Below are 16226 nucleotides of genomic sequence, written 5' to 3'. Positions count from 1 at the left end.
AGCAACTGGGCATGACGAAGATCGTCAACCACTGGATCGGCGGCAAGACCGTCGAAGGCGCGTCGGGCAACTACGGGCCGGTCACCGACCCGGCGACCGGCGCGGTCACCACCAAGGTCGCGTTCGCGTCCGTCGACGAGGTCGACGCCGCGGTCCAGGCCGCCAAGGACGCTTTCGTGTCCTGGGGCCAGTCCTCGCTGGCCAAGCGCACGGAGATCCTCTTCAAGTTCCGCGCGCTGCTGGACGCCAACCGCGACGCGATCGCCGAGCTGATCACCGCCGAGCACGGCAAGGTGCACTCCGACGCGCTCGGTGAGGTGGCCCGCGGTCTGGAGATCGTGGACCTCGCCTGCGGCATCAACGTGCAGCTGAAGGGCGAGCTGTCGACGCAGGTCGCCAGCCGCGTCGACGTGGCCGCGATCCGCCAGCCGCTCGGTGTCGTCGCCGGCATCACGCCGTTCAACTTCCCGGCGATGGTCCCGATGTGGATGTTCCCGATCGCCATCGCGACCGGCAACACCTTCGTGCTGAAGCCGTCCGAGAAGGACCCGTCGGCCTCCCTCAAGATCGCCGAGCTGCTGGCCGAAGCCGGTCTGCCGGACGGTGTCTTCAACGTCGTCCACGGCGACAAGGTGGCCGTCGACCGCCTCCTGGAGCACCCCGACGTCAAGGCGGTGTCGTTCGTCGGCTCGACCCCGATCGCCCGCTACATCCACACCACCGCCTCGGCGAACGGCAAGCGCGTCCAGGCCCTGGGCGGCGCCAAGAACCACATGCTGGTCCTCCCGGACGCCGACCTCGACGCGGCGGCGGACGCGGCCGTGAGCGCCGCCTACGGCTCCGCGGGCGAGCGCTGCATGGCGATCTCCGCGGTCGTGGCGGTCGGCTCGATCGGCGACGTGCTGGTCGACAAGATCCGCGAGCGCGCCGAGAAGATCAAGATCGGCCCCGGCAACGACCCGACCTCCGAGATGGGCCCGCTCATCACCAAGGCCCACCGCGACAAGGTGGCGTCCTACGTCACCGGCGCCGCGGCCGAGGGCTGCGAGGTCGTCCTCGACGGCACCGGCCACACGGTCGAGGGCTACGAGGACGGCCACTGGATCGGCATCTCGCTCCTCGACAAGGTGCCGACCACGGCGAAGGCCTACCAGGACGAGATCTTCGGCCCCGTCCTGACCGTGCTGCGCGTCGACACGTACGACGAGGGCATCGCCCTCATCAACGCCTCGCCGTTCGGCAACGGCACCGCGATCTTCACCCGGGACGGCGGCGCCGCCCGCCGCTTCCAGCTGGAGGTCGAGGCCGGCATGGTCGGCGTGAACGTCCCGATCCCGGTCCCCGTGGGCTACCACAGCTTCGGCGGCTGGAAGGACTCGCTCTTCGGCGACCACCACATCTACGGCAACGACGGCACCCACTTCTACACCCGCGGCAAGGTCATCACGACCCGCTGGCCGGACCCGGCCGACGGCCCCTCCGGCGTGGACCTGGGCTTCCCGCGCAACCACTGACGCAGGAGTCAGGGGCCGTCCGTATAGCGGACGGCCCCATTTTTTTGCGCCTCGGGACTACGGTTCCCGTATGAGCGAAAGGCTGCGGATTCCCGCATGGTGTGCCGTATTCGCGATCAAGGGTCGTTTTGATCTACGGATTTCGTAGGTAAACAGCTATTGACGCGCTGGTTTTCGTTGGGATTCCATCAGCGCAATCTGCTGCCCCTGGCGATCGGAACCGCGCATGACCGACACGCTCCGCCCCGTCGACGCCGTCGTCGACGCGCCCCACGGCCCTCGGAAGCTCAAGCGCTCCATCGGCGTGGTGGGTGGAACACTGCTGACCCTCTCCTGCGTGACCCCGGCCTCCACGCTCTTCGTGGTCGTCCCGGACCTGTTCGGCTCGCTCGGCACCGCGACCGCCCTCACGATCGCGATCGGCTCCCTCCTCTGTATCGCCGTGGCGTTCTGCTACTCCGAGCTCGGCACCCTCATCCCGAGCGCGGGCGGCGAGTACGCGATGGTCTCGACGATGGCCGGCCGCCTCGCGGGCTGGCTCGTCTTCGTCCTGTCCCTCCTGGTCGTGATGATCGTGCCGCCGGTGATCGCGATGGGCACCGCGGACTACCTGGCCCCCGTGATCCACCTGGACCCGTCCCTCGCGGGCGCCGGCGTGATGCTGCTGGCCACCCTCGCCGGCCTCCTCGACCTGCGCGCCAACGCCTGGATCACCGGCGTCTTCCTGGTCCTGGAGGTCATCGCGGCGGCGGTCGTCGCGGTGCTGGGCTTCGCGCACGCCGAGCGCGGCGCCGGCAGCCTGGTGTCCATGCAGGTGGCGGGGGCGCACGGCGGCACGGACACGGTGACGGCCATGCTGGTCGTCTCCGGCCTCGCGATCGCCCTCTTCGTCACCCAGGGCTTCTCGACGGCCGTCTACCTCTCCGAGGAACTGGAGAACCCGCGCCGCAACGTCGCCCGGACGGTCCTGGCCACCCTCGCCATCTCCTCGGTGATCATCCTGGTCCCGGTGGTGGCGATCACCCTGGGCGCGAGCGACCTGTCGGAGCTGACCGGCGGCGACATCAGCGCGATGGTCACGGCCTGGTCCAACTCGGCGGTCGGCACCTTCGTCAGCCTCTGCGTGGCCCTCGCGATCATCAACGCGGGCATCGTCATGGTCATCCAGAACTCCCGCGTCCTGTTCGCCTCGGCCCGCGACAAGGCCTGGCCCCAGCCGGTCAACGACGTCTTCTCCAGGCTCGGCCGCTTCGGCTCCCCCTGGGTCGCCACCCTCGCCGTCGGCATCCCCGGCGCCGCCCTCTGCTTCGTCAACCTGGACACCCTGTACGGCGTGACGGGCGTCTCGGTGACCGGCATGTACCTCCTGGTCGCCGTGGCCGCCCTCCTGGCCCGCCGGGGCGCCCACCGGCACACCCCGGCCTGGCGCATGCCCCTGTGGCCCGCGATGCCGGTCCTGCTGATCGGAGTCCTGGCGTACATCCTCAGCGAGCAGGAGACGCAGTACCTGCTGTGGACGGGCGGCATCACGGCGGCGGCGACGCTCTACTGGGCCCTGTACCTGCGCCCGCGCAAGGACACCCGCTGGCTGGTGGAGATCCCCGAGGACGAACGCGCCCAGGCCTAGGCCGGGCCGTCCGTCGCCGCCATCAACGCCCGCAGCCTCTCCACGTACAACCGCATGTTCTTGTACGCCACGTCCGTGTCCGGGTACCGGCAGGCGAACCACACCCCGTCGGGCAGCCGGTTCAGCCACACGCACACCTGGTCCCCGTACGACACCCGGATCAGCCCGTACGCCGACAGCGCGTCCCAGCGCTCGGCCCCCGGCAGGGCGCGCGCGTCGGTGAACGACACGATGGAGTAGAGGTCCGGCGAGGTGGGCCGGAAGTCGGTGCCCAGCAGGCGCAGCATCCGGGCCAGCGGCATCCGCGACAGCGGCCGGGCGGCCTGCAACTGCGCGCGCACGGCGGGCAGCGCGCTGCGGAAGTCCGCGGGCACCGGCACCTCGATGGGTGCCCCGCCGACGTACCAGCCCACCGAGTCGGACCACTGGGACTTCACCCGGGTGTGGAAGGGCACCACCGTCCGGTAGACGGAGGCGCCCCCGATCTCCCCGGCGATCAGCGCGGTGGCGGCGAGCACCCCGACCAGGCTGCCGCCGTACGGCCGGCAGTACGCCTCGAAGGCGGCCGCCTCCCCGGGACCCACGAGCATCTCGCACATCATCTTCTGCTCGGGCAGCGGACCACCCGGCTCCACCCCCAGGTCCAGGGGGAACGTCGGCAGCGTCCCGTCGCACCGCCGGATGAACTCCCGCCAGCGCGCGACGGCCTCGTGGTCCTCGTCGACGCGGTCCGCGTCGGCCCGCTCGATCCGGCAGAAGTCGATGTAACTGCTCACCGGCGTCTCGTCGTCGGCCCGGCCACGGCCCGCGTACAGCTCGTGGATCTCCGACGGGATCCGATAGATCGAGTACGCGTCGACGTTGCTGTGGTCGAACGCCATGTACACGCTCGCCGAGTCGTCCCGGACGACCGCCGCGTACATCAGGTTCGGCCAGCGCAGCGCGTCCGCGGTGACGTCGAAGCGGTCCTGGAGATGCCGTACGAGAGCGGTCGCGTCCGTGAACTCCCCGGCGTCCTCCCGGTGCAGGGACACGTCGCGCGCGTCCAGCGTGAAGCGCCGCAGGGCGTCCCCGTCCGGCCGGAACCCGCTGCGCAGCGTCTCGTGCCGCAGCGTCCACGCGCGCAGGGCCTCCTCCAGGGCGCCGAGGTCGACCGGCCCCGGGATGTCGAAGGCCGCGCCGAGCCAGGTCGGGACGAAGAGGCCGTCCTCGCGGACCGTGCGGGCGGTCCTGATGTGCGACTCCTGGATGTACGCCGGTGGCCGGCTGTCCTCCGGCAGCCCCCGCGCCGTGGCCACGGTCGCCGGACTGAGCGTCCACTCGACGAGCCGTCCGGGCCGGATGTCGCAGCGCTGGATGTCGGTGATACGCACGAGGGCGTCTCCATTCGCAAAGGGGCGGACCCTCAAGCGAATCCTGCGCGTGCCACGGACACGCCGACTTTCCCGGCTTTTCAATGCATCGGGTGGCACCTCGAACACGGTTCCTCGTACTTCGGACGCGGTACGCGCGAGGAAACGTGTACACCCCTGGGAGGTCGGCCGGTTCGGCCTGTGGTCGATAACTTCCCGACAGCTTCAACCCGTACGGTTGAAGCATGGATCTTCGACTGCGAGGGCTGCCGCGGCGGCCCCGGCGACTGCTGGCCGCCGGGGCCGCCGTCGTCGTACTCGCGGGGGCCGGTACCTGGACGGCGGTCGCCGACGACGACCCGTCCCCGGTGCGCGCCACCGACCAGGTCATGGCGGTGAACGGCGTCCGCATAGACACCTCGTACTTCGTCTCGGGGGGCGCCGGGCGCCGCCCGGCCGTCCTGCTGGGCCACGGCTTCGGCGGCTCCAAGGACGACGTACGCCAACAGGCCGAGGACCTCGCCCGCGACGGCTACGCGGTCCTCACCTGGTCGGCGAGAGGCTTCGGCAGGTCGACGGGCAAGGTGGGCCTCAACGACCCCGCCGCCGAGGTCGCCGACGTCTCGAAGCTCATCGACTGGCTGGCGAAGCAGCCCCAGGTCCAGCTCGACAAGAAGGGCGACCCCCGCGTCGGCATGGCGGGAGCCTCCTACGGCGGAGCCATCGCCCTCCTCACCGCGGGCCACGACGCCCGCGTCGACGCCATCGCCCCCGCGATCACCTACTGGAACCTCTCGGACGCCCTGTTCCCGAACGGCGTCTTCAAGAAGCTCTGGGCCGGCATCTTCGTGAACACGGGCGGCGGCTGCGACAAGTTCGAACCGCAGATCTGCGCGATGTACGACCGGGTCGCGGAGTCCGGCACCCCGGACGCCGCCGCCGAGAAGATGCTCACCGAACGCTCCCCCTCCGCGGTCGGCGACAGGATCAAGGTCCCCACCCTGCTCTTCCAGGGCCAGACCGACTCCCTCTTCCCGCTCGACCAGGCCGACGCCGCCGCGAAGGCGATCAAGGCCAACGGCGCCCCCGTCGACGTCGACTGGATCGCGGGCGGCCACGACGGCGGCGACCTGGAGGGCAGCCGCGTCCAGGCCCGCGTCGAGTCCTGGTTCGACCGCTACCTCAAGAAGGACACCGGCGTCGACACCGGCCCCGCCTTCCGCGTCACCCGCACCGGAGGCGTCGACTCCACCGACGGCGCCGCCCAGCTCAGGGGCGCGACCTCCGACACCTACCCCGGCCTGCACAGCGGGGACCGCACGTTCACCCTGACCGGCCGCGAGGACCAGCGGGTCACCAACCCGGCCGGCGCCAACCCGCCCGGCGTCTCCGCCCTCCCCGGCCTCGGCAGCGCGGGCGGCCTCGCCCAGCTCTCCTCCCTCGGCGTCGGCGTCTCCCTGGACTTCCCGGGCCAGTACGCCCGGTTCGACTCCGCGCCGGTCACCGACGACCTCCGCATCACCGGCGCCCCGACGGCCACGGTCCACGTGAAATCCACGTCCGACGACGCCGTGCTCTTCGCCAAGCTGTACGACGTCGGCCCCGACGGCACCCGACAGGTACTGCCCTCCCAGCTGGTGACACCCCTGCGCGTCGAGGGCGCCAAGTCCGGCAAGGACGTGACCGTCACCCTCCCGGCGATCGACCACAAGATCGAGAACGGCCACCGCCTCCGCCTGGTCCTCGCCTCCACCGACCTCGGCTACGCCTCCCCGGCGGCCCCGGCGACGTACACCGTCTCCCTGAAGAGCGACCTGACCGTCCCGACCGCCCCCGGGGTGAAGACCGCCGCGGCCCCGCTGCCCTCGTGGGTCTGGTGGCTGCCGCTCGCAGGGGCGCTCGTCGCCCTCACCCTCCTCCTCACGGCCCGGCGCCGCACCGCGATGCCCGCCCCGGACCCGGAGCTGGCCGAAGTCCCGCTCCAGATCACGGACTTGAGCAAGAAGTACCCGGGCAGCGACCGCTACAGCGTCCGCGACCTCTCCTTCCGCGTGGAGAAGGGCCAGGTCCTGGGCCTCCTGGGCCCGAACGGCGCAGGCAAGACCACATCACTCCGCATGCTGATGGGCCTGATCAAGCCGGACGGCGGCGAGATCCGCGTCTTCGGCCACGCCATCCGCCCGGGCGCCCCGGTCCTCTCCCGGGTCGGCGCCTTCGTCGAGGGCGCGGGCTTCCTGCCGCACCTGTCCGGCCGGGAGAACCTGGAGCTGTACTGGGCGGCGACCGGCCGCCCACCCGAGGACGCCCACCTGGACGAGGCGTTGGAGATCGCGGGCCTCGGCGACGCGCTGGCCCGCGCGGTCCGCACCTACTCCCAGGGCATGCGCCAGCGCCTCGCCATCGCCCAGGCCATGCTCGGCCTCCCCGACCTCCTCATCCTCGACGAACCGACCAACGGCCTCGACCCGCCCCAGATCCGCGAGATGCGCGAGGTGATGATCCGCTACGCGGCCGCCGGACGCACGGTCATCGTCTCCAGCCACCTCCTGGCAGAGGTCGAACAGACCTGCACCCACCTGGTGGTGATGGACCGCGGCCGGCTGGTCCAGGCGGGCCCGGTGGCAGAGATCATCGGCGCGGGCGACACGCTGCTGGTGGGCCTGGCGGCCGACATCGACGATCCCCTGGTGGAGAAGGTGGCGGCCCTACCGCAAGTCGAGTCGGCGACAAGAACGGACGGCGCCCTCTTGGTACGCCTGACGGCGACGCCGCCCAGGGGCGCGGGGAACTGCGCGACCAGCCCCAACGAACCCGCAGACGAACGCACCTCCGCTGCTGCCCTCCTCGTAGACCTGGTCCGCCTAGAGGTCCCGGTCGCCTCAATGGGCCCCCACCGCCGCCTCGAAGACGCCTTCCTCACCCTGATCGGAGGCTCAGCATGACCACACTCACCGAAACCGCCTCCGGCTACCAACCCCGCCACACCCTCCCCCTCCGCGTAGAACTGGTCCGCCAGCTCAAACGCCGCCGCACGATGGTGATGTTCGGCATCCTCGCCGCCCTCCCCTTCGTCCTGCTGATCGCGTTCGCGATCGGCGGCGACCCCGGCGGCCGCAACAACACCGTCTCCCTGATGGACACGGCGACCGCGTCCGGCGCCAACTTCGCCGCCGTCAACCTGTTCGTGTCCGCGGGCTTCCTGCTGGTCATCCCGGTCGCCCTGTTCTGCGGCGACACGGTCGCGTCGGAGGCCGGCTGGTCCTCCCTGCGCTATCTGCTGGCCGCACCCGTCCCGCGGGCCCGTCTCCTCTGGTCGAAGCTGATGGTCGGCCTCGGCCTGAGCCTGGCCGCGATGATCCTGCTGCCGGTCGTGGCGCTGGCCGTGGGCACGGCCGCGTACGGCTGGGGCTCGCTGGAGATACCGACGGGCGGTGCCCTGTCACCCGGCACCGCGGCCGGACGGCTCGTGGTCGTCGTCGGGTTCATCTTCGTGTCCCAACTGGTCACCGCCGGGCTGGCGTTCTGGCTCTCCACCCGCACCGACGCCCCGCTGGGCGCGGTCGGCGGCGCGGTGGGCCTGACGATCGTCGGCAACGTCCTGGACGCGGTGACCGCGCTCGGCGACTGGCGTGACTTCCTGCCCGCGCACTGGCAGTTCGCGTGGGCGGACGCCGTACAGCCCAGCATGGAGTGGTCCGGCATGATCCAGGGCGCCGCGGTCTCGGTAACGTACGCCCTCGTGCTGTTCGCGCTGGCCTTCCGCGGTTTCGCCCGCAAGGACGTGGTCTCCTAGGTCAACGGAAGATCGCGTACCGGTCTCGACGGCCCTGCTCCGTGCCCTCTTCGAGACCCTTCCGCAACGCTCCGTAGCGCACGTTCCGGCCCCCTGGCCCGTCACAGTCACAGAAGTCGACGTCAACGGACCAAGGGGGCACGGAAGATGGAGCGGTATCGAATACGACGCCTGCGCGTGGCGTTGCTCGCGGTGACCGCGGCGAGCGGCCTGCTGCTGACGGGTTGCAGCGGGACGGACGACGGCGGCGGCAGCAACGCGTCGGACAGGTCGGGCAGGGGATACGCCTCCGCACCCGGCGGCGAACAACACAGCGGCCCGGACGACTCCCGCGAGGTGGCCCCCTCGCCCGACTACCTCTCCACCTTCGCCCTCGACGTCGACACCGCCTCCTACGGCTACGCCCGCCGCACCCTCGCCGAGGGCCGGCTGCCCGACCCGTCGACGGTCCGGCCGGAGGAGTTCGTCAACAGCTTCCGCCAGGACTACGACCGCCCCGACGGCAACGGCTTCACGGTCACCGTCGACGGCGCCCGCACCACCGAGCACGACTGGTCCCTGGTCCGCGTCGGCCTCGCCACCCGCGGCGCCGAGGACGCCGCCGACCGGCCGCCCGCCGCGCTCACCTTCGTCATCGACATCTCCGGCTCGATGGGCGAACCGGGCCGCCTGGACCTGGCCAAGGACTCCCTCGACACGATGACGGACCAGCTCCGCGACGACGACTCCGTCGCGATCGTCACCTTCAGCGACGAGGCCGAGCGCGTCCTGCCGATGACCCGTCTCGACGGCCACCGCGGCGAGGTCCACGACGCGATCGACAGCCTGGAGCCCACCGACTCCACCAACCTCGGCGCGGGCGTCGAGACCGGCTACGAGACCGCCGAGGACGGTCTGCGCGACGGCGCCACCAACCGGGTCGTCCTCATCTCCGACGCCCTCGCCAACACCGGCGACACCGACTCCGAGACGATCCTCGAACGCATCGCGAGCGAACGCCGCGAACACGGCATCACCCTCTTCGGCGTCGGCGTCGGCAGCGACTACGGCGACGCGCTGATGGAGGAGCTCGCCGACAAGGGCGACGGCCACACCGCGTACGTCTCCGACGAGGAGGACGCCCGCAAGGTCTTCGTCGAGCAGCTCCCGCAGAACATCGACCTGACCGCCCGCGACGCCAAGGCCCAGGTCGCCTTCGACCCGGAGACGGTCCAGGAGTTCCGCCTGATCGGCTACGACGACCGCAAGGTCGCCGACGACGACTTCCGCGACGACAGCGTCGACGGCGGCGAGGTCGGCCCCGGCCACACCGTCACCGCCCTCTACGCGGTCCGCACCAAGGAGGGCGCCGACGGCCACCTCGCCACGGCCACCGTCCGCTGGCTCGACCCCGACACCCGCGCCCCGCACGAGGAGTCGGGCCGGCTGGAGACCGGCGCCCTGGACACCTCGGTCCACCGGGCGAGCCCCCGCTTCCAAGTCACCACCCTGGCCGCCTACTTCGCCGACACCCTCCGCTCCACCGACGGCCACCGCACCTCCCTGCCGGGCTGCCCCTCCCTGTCCGAACTGAGTGAGCAGGCCCGGGACTTGGCGCGGACCACGGAGGACGAGGACGTGTCGCAATTGGCCGACGCGATCGGCGAGGCCCAGGGCCTCCACGACTGACTCGCACACCAGTCCAGGTGCTGCCGGCCCCATTGACCTTTCCTTACGCGTGAGTAAGTTGACGTCCCAGTCAGCGCCGACCGGGGAGCCGTCATGGGCGTACGCAAGGATCTGAAGCGGGCGAAACAGCGCACCGACCTGGCGAACCGCACCGAGGTCGAGATCGTCAGGGACGACCGGGGAGTGGTCCGCGAGGCCCGCACCGCCCCCCTCGCGCCGCCCGCTCCGACCGGCAGCACCGCCGACATCCCGTTCACCAACGCGGCCGAGGCCCCCGACGCGGTGGTCCTGCGCCGCAAGCAGGGCGCCATCTGGCAGCCCGTCACGGCCGCCGCGTTCGCCCGCGAAGTCACCGCGGTGGCCAAGGGGTTGATCGCGGCGGGCCTCGAACCGGGCGGCCGGGTCGCGGTGATGTCCCGCACCCGCTACGAGTGGACGGTCCTGGACTTCGCGATCTGGGCGGCGGGCGGCCAGAGCGTCCCGGTCTACGCCACCTCCTCGGCGGAACAGGTGGAGTGGATCGTCCGCGACTCGGGCGCCCGCCACGTCGTCACCGAGACCGCGGAGAACGCCGACACGGTGACGACCGGCACCGCCCGCCACGAAGACCCGCCGCGCGTCTGGCAGTTGGAGGCCCGGGGGCTGGCCGAACTCGAAGAACTCGGCCGTGACCTCCCCGACGAGGAGGTCACCAAGCGCCGCACGAGCCTGACCCCCGACACCGTGGCGACGATCTGCTACACCTCCGGCACCACCGGCAAACCCAAGGGCTGCGTCCTCACCCACGCCAACCTGTACGCCGAGGCCGCCAACACCGTCGAGCTGCTGCACCCCATCTTCAAGGAGGTCACCCGCCAGATCGCCTCGACGCTCCTCTTCCTCCCGCTCGCCCACATCCTCGGCCGCACCCTCCAGATGGCCTGCCTGATGGCCCGCATCGAGATCGGCCACTGCCCGAGCATCAAGCCCGACGAACTCCGGCCCGCCCTCAAGGAGTTCCGCCCCACCTTCCTGGTCGGCGTCCCGTACCTCTTCGAGAAGATCCACGACACCGGCCGCGCCACCGCCGAGAAGATGGGCCGTGCCGCCTCCTTCGACCGCGCCGACCGCGTCGCCGTCCGCTTCGGCGAGCGCTATCTGGAGAAGTTCCTCGGCCACGGCAAGGGCCCGGGCCCCGGCCTCTACGCCGCCTGGGCCCTGTACGACCTGCTGGTCTACCGCCGGGTCCGCAAGGAACTCGGCGGCCGCATGCGCTACGCCATCAGCGGCGGCTCCCCGCTCGACCGCGACCTCAACCTGTTCTTCTACGCCGCAGGGATCATCGTCTACGAGGGCTACGGCCTGACCGAGACGAGCGCGGCCGCCACGATCGTCCCGCCCCTGCGCCCCCGCCCCGGCACGGTCGGCATCCCGGTCCCCGGCACCGCGGTACGCATCGCCGACGACGGCGAGGTGCTGATCAAGGGCGGCATCGTCTTCGGCGCGTACTGGAACAACCCGGCCGCCACCGACGCCGTGCTCCAGGACGACTGGTTCGCCACCGGCGACCTCGGCTCCCTGGACGCGGACGGCTACCTCACCATCACCGGCCGCAAGAAGGACATCCTCGTCACCTCCGGCGGCAAGAACGTCTCCCCGGCCGTCCTGGAGGACCGGTTGCGCAGCCGCTCACCGGTCGGCCAGTGCCTCGTCGTCGGCGACAACCGCCCCTTCGTCGCCGCCCTGATCACCCTCGATCCCGAGGCGGTCGCCCACTGGCTGGCCGTCCGCAAGCGCCCCGCGGACACCCCGCTGTCCGAACTCGTCCGCGACCCCGCCCTGCGCGCGGCCGTCCAGAAGGCCGTGGACCACGCCAACGAGGCCGTCTCGCGCGCCGAGTCGATCCGCGCCTTCACCCTGGTCGAGGGCGAGTTCACCGAGGACAACGGCCTGCTGACCCCGTCCCTGAAGGTGAAACGCCATGCGGTACGGGAGGCGTACGCGGCCGAGATCGAGGCGCTGTACGGCAAGTGAGGCAGGCGATGGCGGCCCCGCAAGCCGGACGGCGGGCCACCGGAGAACCGGTGACCCGCCGCCGCAACCGAGTGGGAGGCTCAGCCGTTGCCCACGCCGTTGCCCGCGAGGACCGAGATGTCGTCCAGGATGTGCGACAGGGGCTCGTCGCCCTTGGCCTGGGTGCTGTTCTCGACACACTGCTGGTTCTGCGGGGAGGACAGGACGTTGATGTCCTGGACGTTGATCGGGACAGCGCCGACGAGGCCCTGCAGGTTCAGCTTGGCAGGCAGGCCGATGCACGGCTTGTTCAGCGAGCCCTGGACCAGCGAAAGCTGCGGGCTCATGTCGCCGAACGTGGCCGAGTTGCCGAACTCCTGCGAGGCGTGGTTGCCGCTGAACGACGTGGTGCCGCTGTCGTCACCGATGGCGAGAGCCTGGGGGGCAGCCGCGGCCGAGATACCGGCGACGGAAGCGGCGATAGCCGCGGTGGCCCACAGCTTCTTCATGTTCATTCCCTTCGAAAAGCGGACTCCGGTGAGGAGCTGCGTGATCGTCAACGGGCGCACCCCGGCCGGGGTTGCGCTCTTTGCCCCGATTGGCCCAGCGCGTGTCCGGCCGGCCTGGGCGCCCCCGGCACGCTCACTTGCAGGCGAACCGGCTGCCCCGCACCGGGGCGTAACCCATCAGGCTGGGCGGGTCCTTGGGCTTGGGATCGGCGTCGGCCTTCAGCAGCGGCCGGTCGGCGCGCAGCTTGGCGAACATCGCGTCCGCACGCTTGCGGTCCCAGGCCAGCGTGGAGCCGATGTCCGGCCTGGTCGGGTTGAACCCGGCGATCGGCACGGTCGTGAACTCCAGGGCCCGTGCGGGCACCTTGTCCAGCGCCGCCGCCAGCTGCACCAGCTCGCCCGCGGCGAAGCCCTGCTCCACCTTCCCGGACCCGAGCAGCGTGTCCACCACGCGCGCCATGCCCACCGGGTCGGTCAGCGCCTTCTTCGCCTTGAGCCCGCGCAGGGCGTTCACCAGGAACCGCTGCTGGCGCTGGATCCGCCCGAGGTCGGCACTGCGGTCGACATGCCGGGAGCGCACGTACTGCAACGCCGGCCCGCCCTTCAGACGGTGTTTGCCGGGCTTGAGGTGCAGCTTCGTGGCCGAGTCCTGCAACGTCCGCGATGTGCACACCTCCACCCCGTGGACCTCGTTCACGGTGTCGATGAAACGCCGGAAGTCCACCTGGAGGAAGCGATCGATCCGCACCCCGGTCATCGACTCGACCGTGTTCACGGTGAGCGCGGGACCACCCTCGGCGTACGCACCGTTGATCTTCGAGGGGTGCGATTTGTGCTCCTTGCCGCTGTCGGAGTCGCGGTACGGCGGGATGTCCGCGTAGGAGTCACGCGGCATGCTCACCACGCTGACCCGGTCCCGGTGCGCGGAGACGTGCACCAGCATCAGGACGTCGGTGCAGTTGCAGGCGATGCCACCGGCGTGGAACTCGCGCTTCTCGGCGGCGGTGATGGTGTCCCGGCTGTCCGTGCCCATCAGCACGATGTTGAGGGGGCGGGGGGCTTGCCGCTCGGGGAACGGGGCACCGCCGAGCAAGGTCGCGCCGGCGGCGAGGACGAGTACGGGGATGGCCAGGGAAGAAAGGGTTCTCTTCGTCGTCACGCGACGCACGCTAAAACAGCGGGCCGCCGGGAGACCGGCGGCCCGCTGACGGGGACTCAGATTGCAGCCCCAAGGCTCAACGAACGGAGCCCCTGAGCACGGCTCAGTGGTTGCCCGCGCCGTTGCCCGCGAGGACCGCGATGTCGTCCAGGATGTGCGACAGGGGCTCGTCGCCCTTGGCCTGGGTGCTGTTCTCGACACACTGCTGGTTCTGCGGGGAGGACAGGACGTTGATGTCCTGGACGTTGATCGGGACGGCGCCGACGAGGCCCTGCACGTTCCCCTTGACCGGCAGGCCGAGGCACGGCTTGTTCAGCGAGCCCTGGATGAGGGCCATCTGCGGGCTCATGTTGCCGTAGGTGGCCGAGTTGCCGAACGACTGGTGCGCACCGTTGCCGCTGAACGAGGTGGTGCCGTGGTCGTTGCCGATCGCCATGGCGGGCGAGGCGACACCTGCGATGGAAGCGGCGACAGCGGCGGATGCCAGAACCTTCTTGATCACTTGCTAGTCCTTTTCTGGAGAGGCCCCGTCCACCGGAGCGCACTGGTCAACTTTCCTGGGGCCGCTTGGTTGCTCCTTTTCACTCCGATGGCCCAGTGGAAGGAGCGATCGCGGTGCGAGCGGAAGTCCGGCGAATCCGTGAATTCCGCGGGGGAGGCAAGCCCGATCGGGTGAAGTGCCGCAACCAAACTCCGCATAGCTGGTTGATGCGGTGGCAGGAGCGTGCGTCTTGGTGATGCACCCGGGAAAGGAACTCAAATGCTGAAGAAGGCAATGGCCGCAGCGGCGGTCGCTGCGTCCGTCGTTGGTGTCGCGTCGCCGGCCATGGCGATCGGCAACGACCACGGCACCACCTCATTCAGCGGCAACGGTGCCCACTCGAAGTTCGGCAACTCGATTACCAAGGGAGACATGAGTCCGCAGGCGACCCTGGTCCAGAGCTCCCTCAACAAGCTCTGCATCGGCCTGCCGGTCAAGGGGAACGTGCAGGGCCTCGTCGGCGCTGTCCCGATCGACGTCCAGGACATCAACGTCCTGTCCTCCCCGCAGAACCAGCAGTGTGCCGAAAACTCGACGCAGGCCAAGGGCGATGAGCCGCTGTCGCACATCCTGGACGACATTTCCGCCCTCTCCGGAAACGGTACGGGCAACCACTGATCCGCCGGCTCGAAAGAGCCGGGATCGAATGGCTCGGGCCGCCTGTTTTCCCTGCGGGCTGCCCGAGCTTTTTCCGTCACTCAGGCGAAGCGTTTCTCCTCATGTGGGGGACCGGAGTCAATTCTGTGAAGGCGTTCGGGTGAATTACCGGGCGCCACACGTTCCGTAGTTTCCCTGGATGTCTATCCCTCGTTTACAGCCTGCAGGTCACGTCATTGGGGCATGACCGCAGAGAAGGGATAGCTCATGAAGAAGACCGCTGCTGTCGTCGCGGGCGCGATCATGGCTCTGGGTATGGCCGCCCCCGCATTCGCCGACGCGGGCGCCGAGGCTGCCGCCATCGGTTCGCCGGGCGTTCTCTCGGGCAACGTGGTCCAGGTCCCGATCCACGTGCCGGTCAACGTGTGCGGCAACTCGATCAACGCCCTCGCCCTGTTGAACCCGGCCTTCGGCAACACCTGCATCAACAAGTGACGTCGTAGCGCATCGGCCGCTCCGGCTATGTGACAGCCGGCCTTGGACTGCTCTGTGCCTTCCAAGGCCGGCTTTTCCCACTTCTTCGAGCAGGAAGACAACGAGATTGCGACAGACCCTGAGTAGGGGAATGGTCGCGGCGGCCGCCGCGACAAGCATTCTGTCCCTGTGCAGCAGCAGCCCCGCCTTCGCCGACTCGGACGCCGGCGGGGCGACCAAGGGTTCGCCCGGAGTCCTGTCCGGCAACGACGTCCAGGTCCCGGTCGACGTACCGGTGAACGCCTGCGGCAACTCGGTCGACGCCATCGCCCTGTTGAACCCCGCGTTCGGCAACTCCTGTGCCAACGACTCGGGTTCGCCCAAGGGCGGGTCGTACGGGGAACCGTACGGCGGCGGCGACTCCGGTTACGGGTCCGGGCACGACAGGACCGGCTCCGGTTCCTCGACGCACGGCCGCTCCGAGGGCTCGCCCGGCGTGGGCTCCGGCAACCACGCCGGTGCGCCGGTCGACGTGCCGGTGAACGCGTGCGGGAACACCGTGGACGTGATCAGCGGGCTCAACCCGGCGTTCGGCGACCACTGCGGTGGCTACGGCGACGAGCACACGGCGCCGCCGTACGGCGGGGAGGACACGCCGACGCCGACCCCGCCCGGTTACGGTGACCATCCGACGCCGACTCCGACGCCGACACCCTCTGGCCCTCCTGGCCCCCCTGGCCATCCGACGCCGACTCCGACGCCGACCCCGCCCGGTTACGGTGACCAACCGTCGCCGACGCCGACGCCGACTCAGCCCGGTCACGGTGGCCCGCCCTCGTCCCCCGGGCACCAGGGTCCGCCGCCCCACCTCCCCGACACCGGCAGCAACAGCGAGGCCCTGCTCGCCGCGTCCGGTGCCAGCGCCGCCCTCATCGCGGCCGGGGCCGTCCTGTACCGCCGGGGCAGGAACGCGTCCCACCGCTGACGCGCCGGGTGCCGG

General features: G+C 70.5%; 13 protein-coding genes. 9 read left to right on the top strand and 4 right to left on the bottom strand.

Going from position 1 to position 16226, the window contains the following annotated elements; translation table 11 throughout:
- Positions 1-11: 11 nt before the first annotated feature.
- Together mmsA and CRP56_RS15345 are read left to right on the top strand one after the other, a co-directional pair.
- Complete coding sequence (gene mmsA, locus CRP56_RS15350) at positions 12-1514, top strand: CoA-acylating methylmalonate-semialdehyde dehydrogenase (RefSeq protein ID WP_097264319.1); 1503 nt, start codon at positions 12-14, stop codon at positions 1512-1514.
- 226 nt (positions 1515-1740) lie between these two features.
- Complete coding sequence (locus CRP56_RS15345) at positions 1741-3141, top strand: APC family permease (RefSeq protein WP_097264316.1); 1401 nt, start codon at positions 1741-1743, stop codon at positions 3139-3141.
- Here the strand turns inward: CRP56_RS15345 and CRP56_RS15340 are convergent.
- A complete protein-coding gene (locus CRP56_RS15340) occupies positions 3138-4514 on the bottom strand; it encodes a condensation domain-containing protein (protein WP_097264314.1) in 1377 nt (458 codons plus the stop codon). The genes CRP56_RS15345 and CRP56_RS15340 overlap by 4 nt on opposite strands.
- A 224-nt stretch (positions 4515-4738) precedes the next feature.
- On the opposite strand from CRP56_RS15340, the gene CRP56_RS15335 reads away from it, so the two are divergent.
- The 4 genes from CRP56_RS15335 to CRP56_RS15320 all read left to right on the top strand — a co-directional run bounded on the left by CRP56_RS15335 (position 4739) and on the right by CRP56_RS15320 (position 11967).
- Positions 4739-7435, top strand: a complete 2697-nt coding sequence (locus CRP56_RS15335) for a CocE/NonD family hydrolase (protein WP_179851027.1) — start codon at positions 4739-4741, stop codon at positions 7433-7435.
- Entirely contained in the window at positions 7432-8286 is an 855-nt protein-coding gene (locus CRP56_RS15330) for an ABC transporter permease (RefSeq protein WP_097264312.1), read from the top strand. The genes CRP56_RS15335 and CRP56_RS15330 overlap by 4 nt, the downstream gene beginning before the upstream one ends.
- Before the next feature lie 147 nt (positions 8287-8433).
- A complete protein-coding gene (locus CRP56_RS15325; RefSeq protein WP_097264310.1) occupies positions 8434-9954 on the top strand; it encodes a vWA domain-containing protein in 1521 nt (506 codons plus the stop codon).
- A gap of 93 nt (positions 9955-10047) precedes the next feature.
- Positions 10048-11967: an AMP-dependent synthetase/ligase gene (locus CRP56_RS15320; RefSeq protein ID WP_097264308.1), complete on the top strand. Its 1920-nt coding sequence runs from the start codon at positions 10048-10050 to the stop codon at positions 11965-11967.
- A gap of 80 nt (positions 11968-12047) precedes the next feature.
- On the opposite strand, the gene CRP56_RS15315 is transcribed toward CRP56_RS15320, so the two are convergent.
- The 3 genes from CRP56_RS15315 to CRP56_RS15305 all read right to left on the bottom strand — a co-directional run bounded on the left by CRP56_RS15315 (position 12048) and on the right by CRP56_RS15305 (position 14116).
- A complete protein-coding gene (locus CRP56_RS15315) occupies positions 12048-12455 on the bottom strand; it encodes a rodlin (RefSeq protein WP_097274075.1) in 408 nt (135 codons plus the stop codon).
- Positions 12456-12588: 133 nt separating this feature from the next.
- On the bottom strand, positions 12589-13614 hold the full coding sequence (locus tag CRP56_RS15310) for an LCP family protein (protein ID WP_097264306.1): 1026 nt from the start codon (positions 13612-13614) through the stop codon (positions 12589-12591).
- A 103-nt stretch (positions 13615-13717) separates the two neighbouring features.
- The gene (locus CRP56_RS15305; RefSeq protein WP_097264304.1) at positions 13718-14116 is read right to left on the bottom strand and encodes a rodlin; all 399 of its coding nucleotides are present in this window, start codon (positions 14114-14116) and stop codon (positions 13718-13720) included.
- A gap of 258 nt (positions 14117-14374) precedes the next feature.
- Between CRP56_RS15305 and CRP56_RS15300 the strand changes: the two genes are divergently transcribed.
- The 3 genes from CRP56_RS15300 to CRP56_RS49075 all read left to right on the top strand — a co-directional run bounded on the left by CRP56_RS15300 (position 14375) and on the right by CRP56_RS49075 (position 16211).
- Positions 14375-14773, top strand: a complete 399-nt coding sequence (locus CRP56_RS15300) for a rodlin (RefSeq protein ID WP_097264302.1) — start codon at positions 14375-14377, stop codon at positions 14771-14773.
- Between the two features lie 246 nt (positions 14774-15019).
- Positions 15020-15247, top strand: coding sequence for a chaplin ChpD (gene chpD / locus CRP56_RS15295; protein WP_097264300.1), 228 nt, complete (start codon positions 15020-15022; stop codon positions 15245-15247).
- Between the two features lie 106 nt (positions 15248-15353).
- Positions 15354-16211, top strand: a complete 858-nt coding sequence (locus CRP56_RS49075; protein ID WP_097264298.1) for a chaplin — start codon at positions 15354-15356, stop codon at positions 16209-16211.
- The last annotated feature ends 15 nt before the right edge of the window (positions 16212-16226 follow it).

Origin of the sequence: Streptomyces sp. TLI_55, from assembly GCF_900206255.1 — a bacterium.
Taxonomy (GTDB): domain Bacteria; phylum Actinomycetota; class Actinomycetes; order Streptomycetales; family Streptomycetaceae; genus Streptomyces; species Streptomyces aquilus.
The sequence above is the reverse complement of the archived record's forward strand: the minus strand, read 5'-3'. Positions and strand labels throughout refer to the sequence as shown.

Coding starts and splice junctions, on each gene's coding strand:
- mmsA (WP_097264319.1), top strand. CDS start 12: ATGACGAAGATCGTCAACCACTGGATCGGCGGCAAGACCGTCGAAGGC.
- CRP56_RS15345 (WP_097264316.1), top strand. CDS start 1,741: ATGACCGACACGCTCCGCCCCGTCGACGCCGTCGTCGACGCGCCCCAC.
- CRP56_RS15335 (WP_179851027.1), top strand. CDS start 4,739: ATGGATCTTCGACTGCGAGGGCTGCCGCGGCGGCCCCGGCGACTGCTG.
- CRP56_RS15330 (WP_097264312.1), top strand. CDS start 7,432: ATGACCACACTCACCGAAACCGCCTCCGGCTACCAACCCCGCCACACC.
- CRP56_RS15325 (WP_097264310.1), top strand. CDS start 8,434: ATGGAGCGGTATCGAATACGACGCCTGCGCGTGGCGTTGCTCGCGGTG.
- CRP56_RS15320 (WP_097264308.1), top strand. CDS start 10,048: ATGGGCGTACGCAAGGATCTGAAGCGGGCGAAACAGCGCACCGACCTG.
- CRP56_RS15315 (WP_097274075.1), bottom strand. CDS start 12,455: ATGAAGAAGCTGTGGGCCACCGCGGCTATCGCCGCTTCCGTCGCCGGT.
- CRP56_RS15300 (WP_097264302.1), top strand. CDS start 14,375: ATGCTGAAGAAGGCAATGGCCGCAGCGGCGGTCGCTGCGTCCGTCGTT.
- chpD (WP_097264300.1), top strand. CDS start 15,020: ATGAAGAAGACCGCTGCTGTCGTCGCGGGCGCGATCATGGCTCTGGGT.